Origin of the sequence: Desulfosoma caldarium (assembly GCF_003751385.1) — a bacterium.
GTDB lineage: Bacteria > Desulfobacterota > Syntrophobacteria > Syntrophobacterales > DSM-9756 > Desulfosoma > Desulfosoma caldarium.
The window spans coordinates 39,698-59,665 of sequence record NZ_RJVA01000015.1; the positions used below are offsets into that span (position 1 = coordinate 39,698).

A 19,968-nucleotide genomic window follows, 5' to 3' on the forward strand; every position below is an offset into this window, starting at 1 on the left:
CCCAACCGATGTCGGCCTCAAACCCGCCGAGCAAAGGTGCTGACAAGGCGGGGGAACGAAAGGCCCCATAGAAGCCGATCGCTCTCCCAAAGAGGGGTGCAGCGCCTTGCCAGCAGGCCATGGGTTCGTGAAGGTCTTGGCGACGGGCCTTTTGCTCCCCTTGGAAAACACGACGTTAAAGGCCGAGCTTTTGGCGATTCTTTTCAATGTGCGCCAGGAGCGCATCGGCAGCTTCCTGGGCATCTGGGTTGACGTTGAGCAGACCTCCGGTCACGTCCGTGAGATCCTCGGTGAGCAGCTTCACCAGATTGGGCGCTCCCGTGACGTTGGGCACAGGATTCACATAGGTGTAGAGCCCAAAAGCCAAGGCAAAGATGGCATCGATGGTGGCCTTTTGTTCCATGTATTCCGGGGCGCAGGCCACCACGGGAAGATCGGGAATGGGAACCCCTCCAAGCGCCTGGGAGATCGCAGCCACCAAATCCGCGCAGCGGCCCGTGTCCGTGCAGGTGCCATAGCTGAGAACCGGCGGCACCCCTAGAGCTTCACAGACCGCCTTGAGGCCCGGGCCCGCCAGAGCCTTGGCTTCGGGAAGACACAGTCCGGCCACTTGCAGAGCCGCATTGCCACAGCCCATGGACAACACGAGGATGTCTCGCTTGATGAGTTCCTTGGCCATGCGCACGCTGTGCACATCTTGGCCGGAATCCCTCAGAGTGGTGCAGGAGACGAATCCTGCCACACCACGAATGGCGCCATCCTTGATAGCCTTGAGCAGAGGGTCCAGAGACCCGCCCAGGGCCTCGAGGATGCTTTCCGTGGAAAAGCCCACCACCGCTTCACCGAGCCGCAGGCCGGTCACCGGTTCGACACCCTTTCGCCGCTCAGGGAAGTTTTCAATGGCCATGGTCAGAAGGGTCGCGGCCTGTTCGGCCGCCTTTTCCGGCACGTAATCCAGACGATCCGTTATGCCTTCAAAGGCGACGAGATCACTGACTGGAATGAGTTTGAAGTGATACTTCTGCGCGTACAGGGGATCAATGGGCATGGAACAGTTCATGTCGCAGGCAAAGAGATCCACGCAACCGCTGGCCAAGACCGCCTCCTGCATGATCCAGTTGCCCGTAAAGCCGTAAAAGGCCTCGTCCATGGTCCAGCGCTGAATCATTTCCTGGCCCGTTTCGATGGAGGCCACAACCCGCAGGCCCTTGGCTCCTGCGGCTCTGGCCTTTTGTTGCCATTCGGGCTGGCGAGCCAGTTGGACCATGGCAAAACCCAGAAAGGGCTCATGGCCGTTGGGAAGCACGTTCACGTAGTCGGGGTCCAGCACGCCTAAGTCCACGCGCATGCGATGGGGCCTGGGAATGCCAAAGAGCACGTCCTGGCAGTCTTCGTTGACAATCTGGCTCTGATACGCCATGGCCACGGACATGCGCATGGCCTTGAGGGCCAGACTCACATAATAGCCGTCCACGTTGGTGAGGCAGGAACTGGTGGCGCGCAGCATCTCGCCGTAGATGCCTCCCGGAAAGATATCCAACTTCTTCCACAGGGCCTGGCGGTCCGGCGGAGCCAGGCGGGCCACAATGTCACTGGGTTCATGGGCCGGCTTGTTGAAATCGTGCTGGGCAAAATCACACAGGCGCAACGCCGTCTCTTCCGCCGACCCCGAGGTGTCCACGCCCAGGCGCTCCGCAAACGCTTTTAGCTTCTGCGGCTCCGCCAGCCCAAAAGGGGTTCGGCCTTGAGCCGTGGCCCGCAGGGTGCGCAAGGTCTGTTCCGTGTGATAATGGTAAGTGGAGGCGCCCAAGACATTGCGCAGCACCATCATGCGCATGGCCATGCCGTCCGCCTTGATGCCGCATACACCCCGCTTGTCCTTTTCCGCATCAGCTCGACACGGCCCATTGGAGCATAGATCACAGCGTACACCCCCCATGCAAAAAGGACAACGCTTGTCCGGATCGTTGCCGAGCCCCTGGGCCGCATACCGGTCCCAGATGTTGGTCATCTCGTCGCGCCGAATCCGATCCACCATGGTCTGCACCGACACGTGGTACGACAATCGTTCCTTTTCCATACCCTTCCTCCATGATAAGAAAGCCCTGGCCGTGGGGCGCAGGCAAGGTTCGCGCGCCGCCGTGAAGTGAAATTTGCTTCACTCATTGGAGCTCATGAGAAAAAAAACGTCAAGGGGTGGATCGGAAAGGTTGTTTTATGGCCCCACGTAAAGTGAAAGACAATTCTACTTCGAGAAAAGCTTCCCCAACCGCCTGGGGGCGTGGGGGGCGCCGTCAGGAAATCGCAGAGGCGGCGTTGCGCCTCGTCAATCGTGAGGGTTTGAAGCGACTCAATGTGTCACGTTTGGCCCGAGAACTAGGCGTGGTGCCGTCGGCGCTCTACCGCCATTATGCCAACAAAGACGCCATTCTTGATGCGGTCTTGGAGCTTGTGGGGGAGCGTCTTGCAGAACACGTGGATCAAGTGCGGCGGGAACACTTTTCGTCCCTGGCCCGTCTGGATGCCCTGCTGGCGCAGCATGTCTTCTTTATCACGTCCCATCAGGCCCTTCCTCGAATCCTTTTTTCCGAGGAGATCATTGGCGATGCCGAGCAAAGGCGAGCTCGGCTGGGCGAAATCATTCACGCTCACGTCATGCGCATTGCGGCCATCATTCAGGAAGGGCAGCAGGACGGGGAACTGCGCTCCGACGTGCCGGCGGAAGCCGCTGCCGTTATGTTTCTGGGTATTGTGCAGCCCGCCGCCATTCTGTGGCATGTGAGTGGCGGGCGTTTTGACTTTTCCGAACATGCCCGTACGGCCTGGAAACTCTATCGACAGTGCCTGAAGCCATAAAAAAGGACCGCCGCATGCACGGCAGTCCTTGACTCGGTGCCTTTTAGAACCTCGCCTTTATTCCTCGTCGACGATGCTTTCTTTCAGAGCGCGCAGGGTCGGCACGGGAACGGGCAGAAGAATGTTGCGGTCGGGATTGTACATCATGCGATAGGAAAACCCACGGTTTCCCTGGGATTCCATGACGCTCCAGCCTCGCACGAGGTACGGGCACGCGTCGTTGAAGCAAATGTACATAAACTCATTGTCCCATTCGGTAAAGGGCGTCTGAGGAACCCTCCACTTTTTCATGCGCTCTCCACAGTGTGGGCATTGGAGGGTTTTCGCCACATGGCGCTTCCTTTGTTCAACCTCCTCAGCCGACTTCGCCTCACCTGCATTCAACGCCACGACAGGCCTTGGGCGTCGCCCTTTGGGCACCCCCTTTTTTTCAGCCCACATGGCGTAGACGGGATCGCTGGGAAGGCCCAGATGGGCATACTTATCGTCGGCAGGGCGTGGTTTACCCTTGGAGATGGCCAGGTGAGTCTTTTCGAATTCCGGCACGCTGGCAAAAAAATCTTCCACCAAAAAGATGCGTTCTTCTTCGCTGCTTTCCTTCCAGATTTTGACGGCCTTTTGAGGAAACATGCGGTTGGAAAAAATCACCAGAAACATGCCCCCAGGTTTGAGGATCCGCGCCACCTCAGCAAAAACCCGAAAGGGCTGCGTCATGTAGTCCACTGAGACCGTATTCAGGACCACGTCAAAGGTGTTGTCGGCGAAGGGAAGCCGAGGATTGGCGTTGAGGTCGTGAAGCACGTAGCGACTGAGCGCCTTGTTGGACTTCAGTTCGTTGACGTTGAGCCCCAAGCCCACCACTTCAGCGGGCTGCACCGTAGCGGGAATGTGGGAATCCCATCCCGCCATGAGATCCAGAATCACCGGTTGATCCTCGATGATTAGGGTACCGATGATCTGTTCCACCGTCTCCAGGGCGACGCGATCCAAATGAGAAACAAAGCGATCCGTTTGATAAAAGACCGCATCGTCCGTCTCATCGACTCTTTGAAAGGCGTCTTCCGTGTAGACCCATTGCTGGACCTTCTCCTGCATTGCGTTTCTTTCGACCATGCCTCGCTCCTTTCCATGTGCGGACAACAACCTGTCGGGGTTTGTCCGCTCTTGAAAAAAACCACTCTGAGCAGACATGGCAAGAGGGTTTAGGAAAAATACAGGCCCAGATCGTTTGAAAGTTCAGTTTTTTTGAGAAACCGCGTCAAGGCGCGCACATTCCGTGCGGGCGTTCTTGTTATTCGGACCTAAAGCGAGCGATTTAAGCGCAAGAAAATCTCACCTCATGGACTATTGAGGTGGGATTGTAGCCAGATCGGGCGCATCCCATACCGCGCAACAGCAACCCAAAAGGTAGAAGCATCACAATGACGCGTGCCACACCCACGACAAAAAGGCACAGCATGATTGGACGGCATTGATGCGTTTTGTGGTCACGCATTTGAATTGACCGATGTTTACGTCAATGGAATGGGACGCCGGACCGTTTGGTGGCCTCGTCGGGGCGCCCCCCGGGTCACCCCGACGGTATTCGCAATCCAAGTGATGCCGTGCGCATGATTGGGCATGCCCACAAATTCGTGTTCGTCCAACCGTAGTGATGTGCGGGTAGACGCCGAGGCGAACCACTCCTCGCGCGCAATTTTTCCGGCGTCATCTGACCGCATTTATCCATTCAGCCCTTCGCTGACCTTAAAATGCCGGGCAATCGCCTGGAAGGGGCCGTGGTCAAGGGAGGCGGGTTTCCAGAACTTGTTTATCTCATCATCGGGCACGAGAAATTCGGCAACGATGCGGCTGCACGCTTGCTCAATTTTCTCTTTGGTAGCCTGCAAGGTATGTAGGTCTAGTGCAGTACTGCTGCCGAGCTAAACGTGTACCAGCTCATGAGCCTGCGTAAACATCTAAGCCGCTTTACCATCAGCTCCACTGATAAAGACGAGCGGCGCGTCATCACCCACTAAAACAAAATGACGTAAATTTGACGATACACGAAACATCAGCGCTCATCCGCAAAAAAGTCACAGTCAGTACCTAAAAGATGGCCATCGGCGTGCCAAAATCGACGCTTCGATGGTCAGGGAGACGATCGTCAGCTCTGTCTTGCGCCGGAATCGCTCAAATTAGGTCGGAAATATCGGGCGCACACAAGGAACTGTCCTCACGAGAGTGAGGGACCGTCCGTGGTATCGAAGAGACCACATCCTCGCGAAAATCTTTGGACCGGCACACAATGTGACTTCAGCATTGTACAATGGCCGAACGGCGCGATGTTTTTGATCGTCCCGCGATCATGGTCTTTCGGGTCATCGTGTCGCGGCGAGCACCGCTTCTGCAAAGTGAAAAGGCCATTTATGAAGCTCCCGTGAGACAATGGGACCCATTGCGACGCCGGTATGGATGGGCTCAACGCTTTGGCTGCAGCCTTTGCCCTTCTTGTTATCCCGCTAAGGACCGGGAAACTTGTGCGATCATTTGACCATCATGTGGGTGGCCTTTTCCGGTCCTTCCAGCAAGAGAAAAGACCGCACCCTCACCTCGATAAAGGTCGACTGGGGGTGATTGAGTAGGCTGTGAATCTGAGGGTGCCGCTCTTGAAAACGCCGCCGCACCTCAAGCTCTCGGACGGCATCCGTTAAGGGTGCGGCCCACCCCTCCACGGTCAGGGCTCGAACGGAGGCGCGATCCGCATCATCTTGACGCGTGTCCACAAGCAGGCTCACCTGCCCGTTTTCCCTGATGTTTTGAAACTTGGTGGTGTCTTGCCGTGTGGCCATGTACACGATAAGGCCCTGTTCATCGGTCACGTAGGCCATGAGCGAACAATGGGGCTTGTGATCTCGGCAGGTCGCCAAAACGCACATATCGTGAGACGTGAGCAAATCGATCATTTTCTTTAGCATGGCACCTGATTCCTCCTTTTTTCCAGCGCACGCCCGTGCGTCGCGTGGCGTCGCATGGGATCTGACAAGCCGCCTGGCCGTTTCTTGTCCACATCCGGAGAGCGCACACCAGACCGCGGACCCTGGACCTTCATGTACGTCGCCATGGACCTCAGAGCATCGCATGTCGGAATGCTATGATCAGAGAAAGCCTTGACGACGGTGTTGACAATCTTCCTTGATCAGGGCACCTATGGCAAGAGCGTCTTTTCTGCAGCACTGGCGTGAAAAGGGGCGGCACGAAGGCGCCGCCGAGAACTCAAAAACTTTAGAGGACAGAAGGAGGGCGATCATGAGAGGACGTGGTTGGTGGGCGATTGTAGCGGTCTTGACCGTCCTGGTGATGGCTCCTGGCTGGACCATGGCCGGAACCTACAAGGACGAGTACAAAATGAGCATCGTCGTGGGCCCCAAAGGGCCGTGGGGCGAAGGGGCCCAAAAATTCGCCGACCTGGTGCGGGAAAGGACGCAAGGACGCATCAACATCAAGTGTTACTTTGCAGGGCAACTCTTTGCCGGAAAACAAACCAATGAATTTATGCTCATGCGCCAAGGGGTCATCGATTTCGCCCTCGCATCCACCATCAACTGGTCACCTCAGGTGCCGTCCCTGAACCTGTTTGCTCTGCCGTTCTTCTTTGAATCCTATGAGCAGCTCGATGCCGTGAAAAACGGCGCACCGGGCATGGAGTTGTTCCGCCAGATTGAAGAGCGCGGTGTGGTGCCTTTGGCATGGGGAGAGAACGGTTTCCGGGAATTGACCAATCGCGTGCGGGCTGTGGATTCGCCCGAGGCCATAAAAGGCCTGAAGGTGCGTGTGGTGGGTTCCCCCATTTTTATCGATACCTTTCGAGCCTTGGAAGCCAATCCCATCAACATGAACTGGGGTGAAGCCCAAACCGCTTTTCAACAGGGTACCGTGGACGGTCAGGAAAACCCGGTCAATGCGGTGATCATTCCGTATCAGCTCTGGCAGGTGCACAAATACATTAGCATTTGGCACTACGCCATCGACCCGCTTATTCTTGGAGCAAGCCAAAAGACCTGGAAAACCTTTAGTCCCGAAGACCAAGCCATTCTGAAGCAAGCCGCTGTGGATGCCTGCGCCTGGGAAATTCAGCAGGCACGCCAAGGGCTGCAAGGTGACATGAGCGCTTTAGATACCTTGCGCCAAAACGGCATGGAGGTCACGGTGTTCACACCGCAGATGCGCGCCGCCTTTCGTGAGAAGACGCAGGCCGTTTACAACGACTGGAAGGAAAAAATCGGGGCCGACCTGGTAACTCAGGCCGAAAAGCTTCTCGGGCGATAGGCCTTTGGATTGAGAAGGCATGGTTCAATGCCTCGGGCATGGATTCTATGGCTTCGAGATCATTTTGAAGAGGCTGTGTGCGCCCTGCTCCTTCTCGTCATGGCGCTCGTTGCCTTTGTCAACGTGGGCATTCGCTATGGCACCAACTATTCCTTTGCCTTTGTGGAAGAGGTGGAGGTGAGCGCGTTGGTGTATCTGACGGTTTTCGGCGGGGCCGCAGCGTTTCGCAAGGGCTTGCATCTGGGGCTGCATTTTGTGTTCGTTCGCCTTCCCCTTTCGCTTCGGCGTGCGGTGCTCCTGCTTTCCATGTCCCTCATCGTTTTCGTGTTCGGGACCCTGGCCTACTATGGCATCGTTCAAATGCGCGATGAAATGGCCCTGTCCACCTTGTCCGAAGCCCTTCAGGTGCCTCAATGGGCCTATACCCTGGCGGTCCCGCTGGGAAGTCTGCTCATTATCCTGAGGGCTTTTGAACGGACCCGTGTCCTCTGGCACGAGCACGAATAGGACGAAAGAAGCCTCATGGACCCGGCGTTTTGGCTTTTTTTCGCTTTCTTGGTGCTGCTCTTTCTTGGCATTCCCATTGCGGTCGCCTTAGGCAGCGTGGCCATCTTTATGATTTGGCATTTCCAGTTGGGCATTCCGGTGGTTTCTTCCAACTTTTACGCCGGCATTGCCAAGTATCCGCTGCTGGCCATTCCTTTCTTTATCTTGGCTGGCATGATTCTTGAGCGCTGCGGCGTGTCGCAACGTCTGGTCCATTTGGCCAGTCTGCTCGTGGGGTCTCTTCCCGGCGGCTTGGCCATCGTGGCGGTTCTGGTGTGCGTGTTTTTCGGGGGGATCAGCGGGTCCGGCCCCGCCGATGCCGCCGCCATGGGCGCCGTGCTCATACCCGCCATGGCTCGAAAAAATTACGCTCGAGAATTCAGCGCAGCGCTCATCGCCGCCGGGGGGTCCACGGCCATTGTGGTCCCTCCCAGCATTGCCTTTATCCTATATGGTGTCATCACCACGACGTCGGTGCCGGCCCTCTTTGCGGCAGGCATTTTCCCTGGGATTCTCGCCGGTCTTTCCCTGATCGTCCCCGCCTATTGGATTTCCAAGCATCGCGGCTACATGGGCGAGCGTCGCGGCACCACCAGGGAACTGGTCGTGGCCTTCAAAGACGCCTTTTGGGGATTGCTCGCCCCATTGGTGATTCTCGGGGGCATTTACGGGGGCATCTTTACCGCCACGGAAGCCGCCATTGTGGCCGTCTTTTACGGTATCTTCTTGGGTTTCGTGGTCTACAGGACCCTCAACCTTAAAAGCTTCTACCAAATTCTTGTGGATGCCGCCGTGTCTTCGGCCGTGGTGCTGCTCATTGTGGCCCTGGCCGGCCTCTATAGCTGGGCGGGAGCGACCCTTGGAGTCATGGAAAAAATCGCTGATTCCCTGCTGTCCATATCCTCCCATCCCGCCGTGGTTTTGGTCCTGGTCAATGTCGTCATCCTTGTTGCCGGTATGCTTTTGGACGCCATTTCCATCTACTATGTGTTCCTGCCCATTTTGATGCCCATCATGACCCATTTCGGTTGGGATCCTCTGTGGTTCGGCGTGCTCATGACGTTGAATTTGGCCATCGGACAGTTTACGCCTCCTGTCGCCGTCAACCTGTACGTGACCACGAATTTGGCCGGCATTTCCCTAGAAAAAACCTCTGTAGCCACCCTCCCCTTCGTAGCGGCCATGGCCGTGGCGCTTTTTCTTGTAGCCCTGTTTCCAGCCCTGAGCCTGTGGCTGCCGCGACTGTGGGGACTTTACTGATTCGCTGTGTGTGGCGGCCACCATAAGGTTTTCGAAAGTCTTGCCCTATGGACGATCTTTTCGTACCTCAAGAACGCCTTCAAGCGGTCAATTCCCAAGCCGTGAACCCACAGGGGGCTTTCGTCCTTTACTGGATGACGGCGTACCGGCGCTTGTCATGGAATTTCGCTCTGGATCGGGCCGTTCAATGGGCCCTGGAACTCAAAAAGCCTCTGCTCATTCTCGAAGCCTTGCGTCTGGATTACCCTTGGGCCAGTGATCGCTTTCATGCGTTTGTTCTGCAGGGGATGAGGGAAAACGAGGCCCTGTGCCGCGCCACACCCGCCACTTATTATGCTTACGTGGAACGATCCATTGGGGAGGGTAAGGGCTTGCTGAGCGCTCTGGGGCAGATGTGCTGTGTCGTGGTCACGGACGATTTTCCCGCCTTTTTCTTGCCTTCCATGATTGCGGCTGCCGGTCGGAAACTTCCGGTGCTATTAGAAAAAGTGGACAGCAACGGCCTTCTTCCCATGATGAGCCCGGGCAAGGCGTTTTCTTCCGCCTATGCCTTTCGAAGATATCTTCAGCACACACTTCCGAATTATCTGGAACAGAGGCCACTGGAAAATCCCCTGGACCTTTTGCCCCCACTCCAATCCACCCTAGATCTTGACAGCTTGTTTTCCAGATGGCCTCCATGCACTGAAAAGCATCTTGCACACCCCGAAGATTTGGTCTCGACACTGCCGATCGATCACCAAGTGGGCATCTGTGCGACGCTCGGAGGTTCCACTCCGGGGCGCCGACGGCTGGAGCATTTTATCGCGCGAAACCTTTCCCGCTATGCCCAGGACCGCAACCATCCCGACGAAGACGCCACCAGCGGCCTTTCGCCTTACTTGCATTTCGGGCATGTGAGTGCCCACGAAATCTTTAACGCTGTCTGTCGTCATGAGGCTTGGACTATAGAGAAGTTGGCCACCAAGGCGACAGGATCTCGTTCGGGATGGTGGGGTATGAACGAAGGGGCCGAAGCGTTTTTGGACCAGTTAGTTACATGGCGGGAGTTGGGCTTCAACATGTGCCGATACACCACCGACAACGATGCCTATGAATCTTTGCCCTCATGGGCTCAAGAAACCCTGGAAAGGCACGCCGCCGATGCCAGGCCTTACGTGTATTCCTTGAAGGATTTTGAAAAGGCCGAAACCCATGACCCCTTGTGGAACGCCGCCCAAAGGGAGCTGCTCTCAGAGGGTCGTATCCATAATTACCTTCGCATGCTATGGGGAAAAAAAATCCTGCACTGGACCCGAACGCCACAGGAAGCGCTGCAATTCATGATCGAACTCAACAACAAGTACGCTCTGGATGGCCGCGATCCCAATTCTTACACGGGCATTTTTTGGGTTCTTGGGCGCTACGACAGACCCTGGGGACCCGAACGGAGTGTATTTGGAAAGGTCCGTTACATGTCGTCAAAAAACACTGCGCGAAAAATTCACCTGGAAGACTACCTTTCCACATACGGAAAAACCTGAGGCGCCCGCGCTAGCTTTTTTCTTTTGGCTTGGGATGCTCACCACCCCTCAGATATGTTCATTTTCGACCACTCGAAACGCCACAAAATCCCAGGCGCTCAGCCGATGGAAATCTAAACTCATGAACGACACTTCTTTGCCGTCCAGCCAGGATCGCTCGGGTTTTTTCTTCTCCAAAACCTTCCAGTCTTTGAGGCATTGCACGGCCTGGTCCCTTTCCAGAAGAATCCCTTTTTGGAGCAGCATCGGCCCCAGTTCGCCAATAAGACGGTTAAAGAGTTTCACGCGCAGGCGCACCGGGGCCGCCTCATCAACCGATGCCGCATCCATTCGAGGTTTTTGACCATGGCGCAGCCCGGCCAAAGGACTATTTTTTCGAAGGATGGCTCCCGCCAACCCCGGCATGGGACCTGAAAGGGCCAGAACATCCCCGTCGCTCAAAAAGGTCGAGCCCACATCATCCACAGGAATACCGTTCAAAAAAATGGTGCCGACGTGTTTTTCGACGGTTTCCAGGTCCAGGTCCCACTGGTGTGTCAGGAGATCGGCCACGGTGGTCTTTGGTTCAACGAGGACCCACAGACCCGACTGGAACCAGGGGAAGAGGGCTCCCAGAGCGTCTCCGCCTTGCAGGACCAGCTCGCCCACGTTCTTGTCTGCCATTTTCTGCGCGAAAGTCATGACATTCCTTTCTCCATCATGTTATGGACAAACCAACGGGCGAGGCCGATGCCCTTCACTCACTTCCTTCACGAGGAGCGTTCCATGACTCAGATTTTCGGCTACCAGACACCCCACACCATCCTTTTGGCCACAGACAGCTTGGCCCTGTGTCCCGATACCCAGGGCGGTTGGGAACGTAAGACGGTGCGTAAGATCGTTTCCCTGTCCCCATCCGTTCTCATGCTCTCGGGAGGTTCCGGACTGGGCTTGGCCTTGAGCCACCGCTTTGCCAGGGTCGTGCGTTCCCAGGGGCTCTGGGACGTGGAAAGCATCTTTCCCAAGGCGTTGCCTTTTGCCAGAGCCCAGGTGGCGTCCCTGCGGCACGAGCTGGGAGCCTTTTCAAGACCGGACGGTGCCGACGTGGACCGTTACTACATTCTGCTCGCCGGCATCTCCCTTCGATCCGATCCACCGTCCGCTCATTGGATGCTCCTAGGTGCCGAATCCCATGAAGCACCCATTGAACGCATTCCCCTCGGGTCCGCATTGGCCATTCCTCGTCACATGGGGTTTGAAGTGCAGGCGAGCCGTCTTTCGGGCTCGGCGCAAGATCTTGACACGGTGAAAAGGCTCATGGAAGATCTGCTTCGGCGACGCGCCGAACAGTCCCAGGACGCCGCACCGCCCTTCTTCCTTCTTCACCTGGATGCCAACGGCATTCAAGAACGGCAGCTGCCCTAGACCTGTTCATCTTCGATGCGTTCTGCGCCGGTGCGAAAGATTTCCATGCCACGGCCTCCCAGTTTCTTTCGCAGCTCCAGAAGAGACGCTCTCAGATGGGCGCTCTCCTCGTCGAGAGCGACCACCACCACGGCGCAGTTGTATCCGGGCCACACGGCATTGTCCATCTTGGGCACGGCGTGGGGGCCTTTGCCCAAGACCCGGTCCCATTTGGTAAACCCGGTGACGCAACATCCCTCCAGGGTTTCCATGACGTCTTCGTCGTAGGCCGCATCGTAAAAGACCCAGTACATGTCCATGGATCACCTCGAGGCCCTTTCGGTTTGCCATGCCTTGGCGGCCTGGCGCCGCTTTTCCAACAGATAATAAAACGTGGGCACCACAAGGAGCGTCACCGAGCTGGAAAGGGTGAGGCCTCCCAACATGGTGATCCCCAAGGGGTTCCAGGTTTCTGCGCCCACGCTGCGGGAAACGGCCAAGGGCAGCATGCCAAAAAAAGTGGTCAGCGTGGTCATGAGCACCGGGCGAAGGCGGTTTCGGCCCGCTTGGGCGACGGCATCAAAGAGTTTCAAACCCCTTTTTTCCAAAAGGTGCGTGTAATCCAGCAAGACAATGGCGTTGTTGACCACAATACCCAGCAACATCACGACGCCCATGAAGGACACCACACCCAGGGTGGTTCCGGTAAAGTAAAAGGCATACAAGACGCCGCTCACCGCAAAGGGCACGGAAAACATAATGATCAGAGGGTCTCTAAGGTTGCCGAAAAGGGAGGCCATCACCATGTAAACCAACACGATGCCCAGGACAAAGAGGGTGGTCAGTTCACGAAAGGCCTTTTGCTGCTCTTCCACGTCTCCTCCAAAAGCGAGGCTCACCCCTTCCGGAATGTCCATGGCCGCGAGTCGCTTTCGAATCTCCGCGCTGGCCGATCCCAAGGATCGTCCCAAAAGGTCTGCTTCCACCTTAACAATCTTTTGGCGATTCTTGCGTTCGATTTCAATAGGCCCAGAACCTTCGCGCAGGGTCACGAAATTCTTGAGTTGCACTGTTCGGCCGTCTGGCAACAGTACGGGCGAGCGCAAAACGTTTTCTAGCCGATTTTTGTCCGCTTCTCCAAGCCGCGTGAAGATATCAAAGCTGTCCCCGGCATCCCGGTACAAACTCGCTTCCTTGCCGTAGAAGTAGTTTCTCAGCACCGCGGCCACCTGGGCCACGCGAAGGCCCAAGGCCGCCGCCTTTTCTCGATCGATGATCATCCACAATTCCGGGCGCGGCGGCTTTTGGCTGATTTCCACGTCCACAAGGCCGGGCATGGATAAGAACATTTTTTCTACGCGCTGCGCCATATCCATCAAAACATCCATGTCCGCCCCCTGAATTTCCAAGGATACGGGTTTGCCACGGCCCTTGAGGATCTGGGCGATGGGGTCTTGGGCCGTGACCATGATGCGGCTGATGCCAGGAATCTTCTGCACTTCCTCGCGCAAAAGGGCCGCAATCTCCTTGGCGCTGCGATCCCGCTGGTCCCGATCCACCAATTTAAACCCAATGGACCCCACGTTGGCACCTTCTTCAAAACCCAAGGCCACGCCGATACCTTCTTCGGACTGCCCGGCAAAGGCATAGGAATGGCGAAACTCCCCAGGCTTCACCACTCGGTCGATCTTTTCCAGAATGGCTTCCACCACCCGATTGGTCTCCTCAATGCGCGTGCCTTCCGGAAGCCTGAAGTCCACCAAAATGTCTCCGCTGTCCACTTCGGGCATAAACGATGTGGAAAGAAAGGGAATTAAAGAAAGGCTGCTTACAAAAAGGGCAAAGGCTAAAAACAAGGTGGTCTTGCCGTGGCGAAGACACCACTCCAGTGTGGCCTCATAGCTGTGTTCAACTTTCAAGAAAGCGGCTTCGCTCCAACGATAAAGCTTTTCCATCAGCCCCGTGTGGCGTTCCGGCAAAAAATACCGTCGATGTAGCCATTGGGAACACAACATGGGAGTCAGGGTGAGCGCTGTGAACAGGGAAACCCCAAGGGTGATCACGACGGTAACCCCCAACTGCTTGAATAGGATACCGGCCAAACCGGTCAAAAACATGAGCGGGACAAAGACCACCACTGTGGTCAGCGTGGACGCCGTGATGGCCAAGCCCATTTCGCTGGCCCCAAACATGGCCGCTGCCGTTCTTCGACTTCCCCGCTCCATGTACCGCACGATATTTTCCAGCACCACAATGCCGTTGTCCACCACCATGCCGGAGGCAATGGCCAGAGACATGAGGGAGATCAGGTTAATCGTAAAACCGAATAAAAACAAAAAGATAAAAGAAAGAATCAGGGAAAAGGGAATGGTCAAAGCGATGATGAGAGCGGAACGAAATTGACGAAGAAAGACCACGGTGACCAGTACCACCAGGGCGATGCCGTAGAAGAGTGTGATGCGAAGGTTCTTGATGGAGGTCAAAATATTTTCGGCCATTTCCATGACGATGTGAATACGCACATCGGCTGGCAACGTCTTTTGAATCTCTTCGATTTTGGCGCGCACTCGACGGGACACCTCCACGGTGTTTTCCCCCGTCTGCTTTTGTAAAATGAGCACAATGGCGGGCTGGCCATCCCCCCAGCCGTTAAGTTCCATAGGTTTGAAATCGTCTTGGACGCGGGCGATATCACGCAGGTACACGGGGCGGCCTTCATAAAAACCCACCACTGTGCCTTCCATTTCTCGAACGTCGGCAAAGCGAGCCGGCACGCGCACGAAGTATTCCTTTTGGCCCGCTTTGATGGCACCGGCCGGAATATTGACGTTTTCCGCCGCCAACACGCGATTGATTTGTTCCAGAGACAGTCGAAACCCTTCCACCTTTTCCAGATCAAAGTAGACATTGATGCGGCGCCGCATCCCGCCGTAGAGCTGAATGGCTCCCACCCCAGGAACCCTTTTGAGCTCATCGGAAATGCGCTTGTCCACCAGGTGATACAATCGAGGCCAGCTGGTTTCGCCCGTGACGGTGATAAAAAAGATGGGCGCCGTGGCGCTGCTGAACTTGTAGAGCATGGGCGGTTCCACATCGGGAGGAAGGTCTCTTTTGGCTCTTTCCAACCAATCTCGAATATCGTTGGTCGCCACGGAAAGGTCGGTCCCCCAGGTGAAACGGCACATCACTAAGGAAAGGTTGTCCAAGGACTTGGAGGTCAAAGTGTCCAGGTTGCTGACGGCGTTCACCTGGTCTTCGATGACTTTGGTCACCTCGGTTTCCACGTCCGAAGCGCTAGCTCCCGGCCACGTGGTCAGAATAGAAACCACCGGTGGGCTGATGTCCGGAAACATATCAATGCTGAGGCGCAGCAAGGCCATGATCCCCAGCAACAGGCCCGCGGAAAGGATCATCAGAGTCGCCACAGGCTGACGCACGGCGAATTCGGGAAGTCGCATGATGCACTCTCTCGATAGCTTCTAGATTTTTTCACACGTCGGCGAAGCCGGCTTTAGGATGCCTCCGTATCAACCACCTCCACCCTCGACCCGTCCACGACCCGGTTCTGGCCGCGCACAATCGCCTGGTCTTTCAAGTCAAGTCCTTCCACGACTTCCACAAAGGTTTCCTGTTCTATGCCCAATCGCACGTTGCGTAACCGCGCCTTCCCCTCTTCCACCACAAACACGTAAGGTTGCCCCGTGCCGGGAAGGCGCACCACGGCGTCTCGGTCCACAACGAGGGCCTCGCGTGTCCTGAGGGGGACTGTCACGTGGGCGAACATTCCGGAGCGCAGGGCCATATCAGGGTTGGGGAGGTGCAGTTCAGCCAAAGCTGTGCGTGTTCGGGGGTCCAGCACGGGCGAGAGCACCTCCACCGTGCCTTCAAAAGTCCGGCCGGGATGGGCATCCAAACGACACAGGCCTTTCATCCCCGTCCGCATATATCCGAAATCCTTTTCGGGCACGTGAAAGACAACTTTTAAGACCGTTTCGTCTGTAATGCGCACGATTGGTTTTCGGGTGTCCGTGAGGTTTCCCGGATCCAAATAGCGTTCTGCCACGATTCCACTAATGGGGGAACGGAGAAAGAAATCGGCATGGATTTCCTCAAGAGCCTTCAAGGCCGCCTGGGCCTCCTCCACGCGGGCTCGTGCCGCTTGAGCCTCAGCTTGAATATGATCGAGCCGTTGTTTAGCGACAGCTTTTTCACGATACAGGCTTTCAAGGCGTTTTTTATCTTTTTCCAGCAACGCCATCTGAATTCGCGCCGCTTGAAGACCGGCTTTGGCCTGTCGAAGCCGTGCGACCACTTCCGCGTCGTCCAACTGCACCACCAAAGCACCTTGCGAAACGGGCTGACCCCGTTCAAAAAACACCTGCTGGATTCTCTTGCCCGGCACGGCGGGATACAAGTACACATCCCGCATAGGGACAAGATCTCCGGTGGTTTTGAGGGATTCTTCCACGGCGGCTAGCTTTACGGAACGAACCGCCACGGGCACCACGAGGTCAAGATCCCGAGTTTCCGGAGGGCGCGAGCGCCACCGCACCACATTGAAGGCGCTCAGCATCAGGAAAGCCACCGCGATTCCAAGAACCACGAGCTGCGTGTTTCGCCTCATGGGCCCATGTGCCGATCTATCGTCCATGCAAATCCCCTTTGTTCAAGTCTCGACGGCCCACGGCGCGCGCCAGTTCCGCCACAGCGATGTGGCGACCGTAGTGCGCTGCGTAGAAATTACTTTCCGCCTGCGTGAGGTAAGTTCGTGCATCGAGGACTTCCGTGACAGTGGTGACTTGCTGCTGGTATTGAAGCCGGGTGATTCTGAGGTTTTCCTTGGCCTGTTCCAAGGCCTTTTTCGCCGTCAGGATATTTTCCTCCGCGACCTGCACATCCGCCAGCGCGGCTTTGACCTCCAATAAAACGCTGCTTTCAATCTCGGCCAACCTTTCCTCAAGGGCCTTGAACCTGTGGCGTTGGCGACGTACTTGGGATTGGGTTCGACCCCATTCGAAGATGGACCAATCCATGCGCACGCCCACGGCCGCGGTATCCGGATTCCGATAGTCGTTCTCTTCCCCCAAAGGATCCTTGCCCGTGCGCTCGTACAGGCCTACGGCAAACACCTTGGGATAGAAGTCGCTGGCCGCCAACCGCACCGCCTCTTTCGCCTTGCCGACCTCAAGCCTCAAGATCGCCAGTTCCGGCCGCGCACGTAAAGCTTCTGCCATGAGATCGTCCAAGGACAGTGCCTGGGGCACAAAGGGCTCGGCCTCTTCCAGCCGCACGGGACGGGCTAAATCACGACCCAAAAGGCGATTGAGATCCGCTGAAGCTAATTCGAGATCCTTTTGCCGACGCACATGCACCTGCTGCGCTTGCGCCAAGGCCACTTGGGATTTCAGCACATCGTTATAGGGAATGAGGCCCTGCTCGTAGAAGCGTTGCGCATCCAAAAGGTGCGCCCTTAACTGCTCCTGTGCCTCTCTGGCCACATCCAGCTGACGTTGCGCCAGAAGCACTCGATAATACGCCGTTTTTACGTATTTGATGACGTCAAGAATCGCTGCCTCCCTGCGCACCTGGGACACCGCCACGTCCAAGGCCGCAATCTTTTTCTTGGTGGAAAGAGCAAAGCCGGTAAAAAGGGGCTGGGTCAGGGTCACGTTCCAGGTATAGGTGCTTCGATGGCCCATCTCCACTTGCTGCACCCCAAGGTTTGTGCGGAAAACGGCGTACGGATGGTCTTCCAGACGAATATACTGGTAGTGAGCTGTAAGGGACGGTTTCAAAGCGGCCTGGGCACTCTTTTCTTCATTCATGGCCGCCTTTTCCAACTCCTCAGCTTCTCGAATCAAATGATGGTTGGCCAACGCTTCGTCCACAGCCGCCTGCACCGACAAAACTTCATCCGGGGCCGTATCGGCGGCGAAAGCCAGCGCTGCAAAACTTCCAAGCCACAAGAGGCAAAACCCCCACCAAAGGCCCCACTGGGTGACTTTTCCCCATCCTTTCGGACTCGCTTCATCTCTCGCCGATAAAGCCACAAGGACTCCATCACCGCTCAGACTCATCATCATTTCTTTCCCCTGTCACCCTGTCCACATGCCCTTCACACCAAGGCGCCCTGGCTCCGTTTCCTCTGGACGCACTCCAAGGGCAGTCATTGGGGCGCCCCTGTTTCGCGGATCGAAAGCCCCAGTACCAAGATCCCGTGCTTCATGAAACATTTTACATGCGGCGTCAACACCTGGTAAAAGCCAGAGGGCCAAGGCATGGAGGTGGCATTTTTTCTTTGACGAATTGAGCGGTCATTGTGTAAGGAAGTTTCATTCTTGCGTCGTGGCCTAAACCGATGTGCATAGGTGTGGGACGGCACGGCATGAAGCATAACTTTCCGGGGTTTCCTCGCAATTTTCAAGAAGCTCTTGACCTCTCATGTGAACTGAGTTATCAACCTTCGCCCTCGCAGAGGGCTCAAATTTTTTTGTGAGCATGGAGGAATTTTATGGATGTGGTGTGCTGGGCCATCGCCGCCGCGGGGTTCTTGCTTTTGGGTATGTTGTGCAAGCATTCCGCCGACAGGTAAGCGACTTCGGTTGGGCATTCAATTGCAAAACAATGGTTTTGGATACTCTTATGACGTGTCACAGGAGGTTTCCCATGACGCGACAGTCTTCACAACGATGCGCTGTTTCGACGCCCCAGCCCATTCCCAATCCGGTCAAGTGCAAGGAAGGCAAAGGACTGCGCAATTTTGACTGTCTGCATTACGACGATTGTTTGGACAAAGCCGCTAAGGGCATGTGGAGCGGCTTTACGTGTGAAAAATGCGCGTATTTTCAATGACATGAATATAGACAACACAAAAAAACCCGCCCTCGCTAGGGCGGGTTTTTTTGTGCCCCATATCTTGCGTTTGTCTTGGAATACCGAGGTTTCCGGGTTATGCTGCGCTTCGAGCGTATCGAGCCATCATCCATCGCACAACTGACGACACAGTGAGGAGCTGGCCATGAAGGTTCTGATTACCGGAGCTTCGGGTTTTGTGGGCACCCAGCTGTGTGTTCGACTTGTCCATCGTGGGCATCAGGTGACGGGCGTGGCCCATGGACCTCGACCGAGTGCCATGCCGTCCCAAGTGTCCTACATCGCGGCGGACACCACACAACCGGGTTCATGGCAGGAAGCCGTCGCCGATCAGGATGTCTTAATCAATCTCGCCGGAGCCTCCATTTTTCGGCGCTGGACGGCCAAAGCAAAAGAAATCATTTATCAATCCCGCATTCTGACCACCCAGAACCTGGTCCAGGCCATTCCCAGCGAGTCTTCCAAGACGCTTTTGAGTACCTCGGCCGTGGGGTATTACGGCCCAAGGGGGGATGCCAGTCTAACAGAAGAAGAGCCCCCCGGATCCGATTTTTTGGCTTCCGTGTGCGTGGACTGGGAAGGGGAGGCTCTCAAAGCCCGCGCCAAAGGCGTGCGCGTTGTGTGCTGTCGATTCGGCATTGTGCTCGGCAAGACGGGTGGAGCCTTGGGACAGATGATTCCGGCTTTCAAGCGGTTCGTGGGAGGTCCTCTGGGTGATGGACGCCAATGGTTTTCGTGGATTCACATGGAAGACCTTCTCGGCGCCATGTTTTTTGTCATGGAAAAAGAGGCCATTGAAGGACCCGTGAATTTCTGCGCTCCAAATCCCGTGCGCAACGAGACACTGGCCCAGGTGTTGGGAAGACTGCTCCATCGCCCCAGTTTTCTTCGCACGCCCGCCTTTGCCTTGAAATGGGCGCTTGGGGAATTCGGTTCCGTGCTTCTGGAAGGCCAAAGGGTGTTTCCCGGCGTGCTTCTGCGCCACGGGTATGTCTTTCGCTATCCCGCAATCGAGGACGCTCTTAAGGACATCCTTAAGGATTAAGACCGACCGCCTCATTTCTTGACGGGGCGCCGGGAAAAGAGCCTTCGAGAAGGCAGGCTGAAGGTAAAGCGGGATTCATGAAGCCGCCTAGTACCCGGCCACACTCCGACAAAAACCTCCTTCGGGCACCCAGCCGAGGAGGCTGCGTCCGGCGCAGTAGGAAACTCTTGTGGA

Annotated in this window: 17 protein-coding genes; 8 read left to right on the forward strand and 9 right to left on the reverse strand. The window is 56.2% G+C overall.

What is annotated here, in order from left to right; all coding sequences use genetic code 11:
• Positions 1-175: 175 nt before the first annotated feature.
• Complete coding sequence (gene cooS / locus EDC27_RS13745) at positions 176-2,080, reverse strand: anaerobic carbon-monoxide dehydrogenase catalytic subunit (protein WP_123291211.1); 1,905 nt, start codon at positions 2,078-2,080, stop codon at positions 176-178.
• 137 nt (positions 2,081-2,217) lie between these two features.
• Between cooS and EDC27_RS13750 the strand changes: the two genes are divergently transcribed.
• Entirely contained in the window at positions 2,218-2,856 is a 639-nt protein-coding gene (locus EDC27_RS13750; RefSeq protein ID WP_123291212.1) for a TetR/AcrR family transcriptional regulator, read from the forward strand.
• Positions 2,857-2,913: 57 nt separating this feature from the next.
• On the opposite strand, the gene EDC27_RS13755 is transcribed toward EDC27_RS13750, so the two are convergent.
• The 3 genes from EDC27_RS13755 to EDC27_RS13770 all read right to left on the reverse strand — a co-directional run bounded on the left by EDC27_RS13755 (position 2,914) and on the right by EDC27_RS13770 (position 5,813).
• Positions 2,914-3,969 (reverse strand): methyltransferase domain-containing protein, encoded by a 1,056-nt coding sequence (locus EDC27_RS13755; protein WP_123291213.1) that lies wholly within the window; start codon positions 3,967-3,969, stop codon positions 2,914-2,916.
• A gap of 608 nt (positions 3,970-4,577) precedes the next feature.
• Entirely contained in the window at positions 4,578-4,685 is a 108-nt protein-coding gene (locus EDC27_RS17105) for a hypothetical protein (protein ID WP_407923356.1), read from the reverse strand.
• Between the two features lie 696 nt (positions 4,686-5,381).
• Positions 5,382-5,813, reverse strand: a complete 432-nt coding sequence (locus tag EDC27_RS13770; protein WP_170161828.1) for a pyridoxamine 5'-phosphate oxidase family protein — start codon at positions 5,811-5,813, stop codon at positions 5,382-5,384.
• Positions 5,814-6,144: 331 nt separating this feature from the next.
• Here EDC27_RS13770 and EDC27_RS13775 point away from each other — a divergent pair, with 331 nt between their 5' ends.
• The 4 genes from EDC27_RS13775 to EDC27_RS13790 are packed head-to-tail and all read left to right on the forward strand — an operon-like array spanning position 6,145 to position 10,493.
• Entirely contained in the window at positions 6,145-7,164 is a 1,020-nt protein-coding gene (locus EDC27_RS13775) for a DctP family TRAP transporter solute-binding subunit (RefSeq protein WP_123291217.1), read from the forward strand.
• A gap of 27 nt (positions 7,165-7,191) precedes the next feature.
• Positions 7,192-7,671, forward strand: coding sequence for a TRAP transporter small permease (locus tag EDC27_RS13780; RefSeq protein ID WP_123291218.1), 480 nt, complete (start codon positions 7,192-7,194; stop codon positions 7,669-7,671).
• Positions 7,672-7,686: 15 nt separating this feature from the next.
• Positions 7,687-8,970 (forward strand): TRAP transporter large permease, encoded by a 1,284-nt coding sequence (locus EDC27_RS13785; protein WP_123291219.1) that lies wholly within the window; start codon positions 7,687-7,689, stop codon positions 8,968-8,970.
• 47 nt (positions 8,971-9,017) lie between these two features.
• Positions 9,018-10,493 carry a cryptochrome/DNA photolyase family protein gene (locus tag EDC27_RS13790; protein ID WP_123291220.1) on the forward strand — a complete coding sequence of 492 codons (1,476 nt, stop codon included), beginning with the start codon at positions 9,018-9,020 and terminating at the stop codon, positions 10,491-10,493.
• Between the two features lie 48 nt (positions 10,494-10,541).
• On the opposite strand, the gene EDC27_RS13795 is transcribed toward EDC27_RS13790, so the two are convergent.
• Positions 10,542-11,174 (reverse strand): hypothetical protein, encoded by a 633-nt coding sequence (locus EDC27_RS13795; RefSeq protein WP_123291221.1) that lies wholly within the window; start codon positions 11,172-11,174, stop codon positions 10,542-10,544.
• 84 nt (positions 11,175-11,258) lie between these two features.
• On the opposite strand from EDC27_RS13795, the gene EDC27_RS13800 reads away from it, so the two are divergent.
• The gene (locus EDC27_RS13800) at positions 11,259-11,897 is read left to right on the forward strand and encodes a hypothetical protein (RefSeq protein ID WP_123291222.1); all 639 of its coding nucleotides are present in this window, start codon (positions 11,259-11,261) and stop codon (positions 11,895-11,897) included.
• On the opposite strand, the gene EDC27_RS13805 is transcribed toward EDC27_RS13800, so the two are convergent.
• The 4 genes from EDC27_RS13805 to EDC27_RS13820 are packed head-to-tail and all read right to left on the reverse strand — an operon-like array spanning position 11,894 to position 17,959.
• On the reverse strand, positions 11,894-12,196 hold the full coding sequence (locus tag EDC27_RS13805) for a PG0541 family transporter-associated protein (protein WP_123291223.1): 303 nt from the start codon (positions 12,194-12,196) through the stop codon (positions 11,894-11,896). The genes EDC27_RS13800 and EDC27_RS13805 overlap by 4 nt on opposite strands.
• A 3-nt stretch (positions 12,197-12,199) precedes the next feature.
• Entirely contained in the window at positions 12,200-15,334 is a 3,135-nt protein-coding gene (locus EDC27_RS13810; RefSeq protein WP_123291224.1) for an efflux RND transporter permease subunit, read from the reverse strand.
• A gap of 53 nt (positions 15,335-15,387) precedes the next feature.
• A complete protein-coding gene (locus tag EDC27_RS13815) occupies positions 15,388-16,527 on the reverse strand; it encodes an efflux RND transporter periplasmic adaptor subunit (RefSeq protein ID WP_123291225.1) in 1,140 nt (379 codons plus the stop codon).
• A complete protein-coding gene (locus EDC27_RS13820; RefSeq protein WP_123291226.1) occupies positions 16,517-17,959 on the reverse strand; it encodes a TolC family protein in 1,443 nt (480 codons plus the stop codon). The genes EDC27_RS13815 and EDC27_RS13820 overlap by 11 nt, the downstream gene beginning before the upstream one ends.
• A gap of 583 nt (positions 17,960-18,542) precedes the next feature.
• On the opposite strand from EDC27_RS13820, the gene EDC27_RS13825 reads away from it, so the two are divergent.
• Both EDC27_RS13825 and EDC27_RS13830 read left to right on the forward strand, forming a co-directional pair.
• Positions 18,543-18,728 carry a hypothetical protein gene (locus EDC27_RS13825; protein ID WP_123291227.1) on the forward strand — a complete coding sequence of 62 codons (186 nt, stop codon included), beginning with the start codon at positions 18,543-18,545 and terminating at the stop codon, positions 18,726-18,728.
• 166 nt (positions 18,729-18,894) lie between these two features.
• Positions 18,895-19,794 (forward strand): TIGR01777 family oxidoreductase, encoded by a 900-nt coding sequence (locus EDC27_RS13830; RefSeq protein ID WP_123291228.1) that lies wholly within the window; start codon positions 18,895-18,897, stop codon positions 19,792-19,794.
• Positions 19,795-19,968: the final 174 nt, after the last annotated feature.

What these genes read in the sequence shown, in the direction of transcription:
- EDC27_RS13805 (WP_123291223.1), bottom strand. Translation starts at nt 12,196, where the DNA reads ATGGACATGTACTGGGTCTTTTACGATGCGGCCTACGACGAAGACGTC.
- EDC27_RS13775 (WP_123291217.1), top strand. Translation starts at nt 6,145, where the DNA reads ATGAGAGGACGTGGTTGGTGGGCGATTGTAGCGGTCTTGACCGTCCTG.
- EDC27_RS13800 (WP_123291222.1), top strand. Translation starts at nt 11,259, where the DNA reads ATGACTCAGATTTTCGGCTACCAGACACCCCACACCATCCTTTTGGCC.
- EDC27_RS13830 (WP_123291228.1), top strand. Translation starts at nt 18,895, where the DNA reads ATGAAGGTTCTGATTACCGGAGCTTCGGGTTTTGTGGGCACCCAGCTG.
- EDC27_RS13790 (WP_123291220.1), top strand. Translation starts at nt 9,018, where the DNA reads ATGGACGATCTTTTCGTACCTCAAGAACGCCTTCAAGCGGTCAATTCC.
- EDC27_RS13770 (WP_170161828.1), bottom strand. Translation starts at nt 5,813, where the DNA reads ATGCTAAAGAAAATGATCGATTTGCTCACGTCTCACGATATGTGCGTT.
- EDC27_RS13750 (WP_123291212.1), top strand. Translation starts at nt 2,218, where the DNA reads ATGGCCCCACGTAAAGTGAAAGACAATTCTACTTCGAGAAAAGCTTCC.
- EDC27_RS13785 (WP_123291219.1), top strand. Translation starts at nt 7,687, where the DNA reads ATGGACCCGGCGTTTTGGCTTTTTTTCGCTTTCTTGGTGCTGCTCTTT.
- EDC27_RS13825 (WP_123291227.1), top strand. Translation starts at nt 18,543, where the DNA reads ATGACGCGACAGTCTTCACAACGATGCGCTGTTTCGACGCCCCAGCCC.
- EDC27_RS13795 (WP_123291221.1), bottom strand. Translation starts at nt 11,174, where the DNA reads ATGACTTTCGCGCAGAAAATGGCAGACAAGAACGTGGGCGAGCTGGTC.
- EDC27_RS13755 (WP_123291213.1), bottom strand. Translation starts at nt 3,969, where the DNA reads ATGGTCGAAAGAAACGCAATGCAGGAGAAGGTCCAGCAATGGGTCTAC.
- cooS (WP_123291211.1), bottom strand. Translation starts at nt 2,080, where the DNA reads ATGGAAAAGGAACGATTGTCGTACCACGTGTCGGTGCAGACCATGGTG.
- EDC27_RS13820 (WP_123291226.1), bottom strand. Translation starts at nt 17,959, where the DNA reads ATGATGATGAGTCTGAGCGGTGATGGAGTCCTTGTGGCTTTATCGGCG.
- EDC27_RS13810 (WP_123291224.1), bottom strand. Translation starts at nt 15,334, where the DNA reads ATGCGACTTCCCGAATTCGCCGTGCGTCAGCCTGTGGCGACTCTGATG.
- EDC27_RS13780 (WP_123291218.1), top strand. Translation starts at nt 7,192, where the DNA reads ATGCCTCGGGCATGGATTCTATGGCTTCGAGATCATTTTGAAGAGGCT.
- EDC27_RS13815 (WP_123291225.1), bottom strand. Translation starts at nt 16,527, where the DNA reads ATGGACGATAGATCGGCACATGGGCCCATGAGGCGAAACACGCAGCTC.